The 1,846-nt window shown below is 54.7% G+C and carries 3 protein-coding genes; 2 read left to right on the top strand and 1 reads right to left on the bottom strand.

What is annotated here, in order from left to right; translation table 11 throughout:
* Positions 1-352 (top strand): response regulator (locus AC1DRJ_RS26185; RefSeq protein WP_477804705.1); only part of this gene is annotated, 352 nt, incomplete at its 5' end.
* 88 nt (positions 353-440) lie between these two features.
* Here AC1DRJ_RS26185 and AC1DRJ_RS26180 read toward each other — a convergent pair.
* Positions 441-917, bottom strand: coding sequence for a hemerythrin domain-containing protein (locus AC1DRJ_RS26180; protein ID WP_477804704.1), 477 nt, complete (start codon positions 915-917; stop codon positions 441-443).
* Between the two features lie 343 nt (positions 918-1,260).
* Between AC1DRJ_RS26180 and AC1DRJ_RS26175 the strand changes: the two genes are divergently transcribed.
* Positions 1,261-1,846 (top strand): alcohol dehydrogenase catalytic domain-containing protein (locus AC1DRJ_RS26175; protein ID WP_477804703.1); only part of this gene is annotated, 586 nt, incomplete at its 3' end.

The following is a 1,846-nucleotide window of genomic DNA, read 5'->3' as shown; positions in this document are numbered from 1 at the left end:
GGCGCAGTTGTGTGTGCTGGTGGTGGACGACGACAGTCTGGTGTTAACCAGTACGGGGCTGCTGCTGGAGGATCTGGGTCACCGGGTCATCGCTGCGCCGTCCGGTGCGAAAGCGCTTGAACTGTTCGATAGCGAGCAGCACATCGATCTGGTCATCACCGATATGGCCATGCCCCACATGAATGGCGCGCAATTGGCACAGATCATCCGGCTGAAGCAACCCGACCTGCCGATCATTCTTGCCACCGGCTACGCCGAACGCCTGGAAGGTTTCGCCACCAAGCTCCCGCGATTGTCCAAACCCTATACCCAGCTCAATCTGGTAGAGGTCATTGCCCAGGCCATGAAGTGATGCAGCTGAGTGAATGTGCACTTGCACCTGCACCTGAAAAGTGAAAAGCCCGGCAAACGCCGGGCTTTCGTTGTGTAGCTATTCAGGATCAAGCCGCGAGATTACCGTCGCTCAATTCTTTTTTATACTGAGCCTTCAGCGTTTCCATCTGCGCACCCAATTCTTCGAGGGTCGCTTTGCCCAGCAGCTTTTTCGCCTGAGGGAACATCTCTGTTTCTTCCTCCTCGATGTGGTGTTCCAACAGCTCCTTGACCACTTTGACTCGACCTGCAAACTCCGGGGTAGAAGGATCGGTGACTTTCAGGTCCGGCAGCACCAGTGAGTCCACGGTGCGGTGCTCTTCCTTGGCTTCGTAATACATCACGTCCTGCTCCTTGCCGCCGGCCTTTTTGTAAGCCGGATACAGGACTTCTTCCTCAAGTCGCGTATGAATGCTGATTTCCATTTCAAGCTTGGCCAACAGCTCTGTGCGTTTTTTAACGCCGCGTTCAGTGGATTCGCTCAATTGGCTCAGGATGCCTTTTACACGTTCATGGTCAGCTTTCAACAGGTCGATGGCGTTCATGGTCTGGTCTCTCAAGTCATCACAGGGTGAGCGCGAACGGTCTCTTTGGCCGATAGTCGCTTGAGTGAATGGAGCATGACTCGTGCCGCTTTCTGGGTCGAAGAAAAATTGATATGAAACAATCAGTTAAAACAATTGATGGCCAACTGCACTCATGCAAGGTGCATGAGTGCGACAGGTGGCTCATGCAGTTCGCGGTGCAACGCAAGCAACCGCGAAAATCCGCGATCACGCCGAATTACCGTCGATCAGATTTGCCATTCATATGACTGAACTCGCCTCTCAAGCCGGCTCCCTTAATACAGATAGTCGAGTCTTTTTTATCACCCGCGAGGATTTAGCCATGCGAGCAATGACTTACCACGGTGCCCACGATGTCAGGGTAGAAACCGTACCAGACCCGACATTGGAAGCCGCCGACGACATCATCTTGCGGGTGACGGCCACGGCCATCTGTGGATCGGACCTGCACCTGTATCGCGGGAAGATTCCGACCGTGGAGCATGGCGATATTTTTGGCCATGAGTTCATGGGAATCGTTGAAGAAACCGGGTCAGCCGTCACGGCTGTGCAGCGTGGCGATCGAGTGGTGATTCCGTTCGTGATCGCGTGCGGTGACTGTTTTTTCTGTCAGATGGAGTTGTACGCCAGTTGCGAAACCACCAACGCTGGAAGAGGCGCGATCATCAACAAAAAGGCGATACCGCCAGCGGCTGCATTGTTTGGCTTCAGCCGTTTATATGGCGGTATTCCCGGTGGCCAGGCCGAGTTGGTCAGAGTGCCAAAAGCCAACGTCGGGCCGTTCAAGGTGCCGGGGATGCTGGCGGACGAGAAGGTGCTGTTTCTCTCGGACATTCTGCCAACGGCATGGCAGGCGGTGYACAATACCGGGATCGGGCCGGGCTCAAGCATTGCTATTTATGGCGCAG

It is taken from the genome of Pseudomonas sp. P5_B2 (assembly GCF_056400445.1).
The sequence above is the reverse complement of the archived record's forward strand: the minus strand, read 5'-3'. Positions and strand labels throughout refer to the sequence as shown.

What these genes read in the sequence shown, in the direction of transcription:
- AC1DRJ_RS26180 (WP_477804704.1), bottom strand. Translation starts at nt 917, where the DNA reads ATGAACGCCATCGACCTGTTGAAAGCTGACCATGAACGTGTAAAAGGC.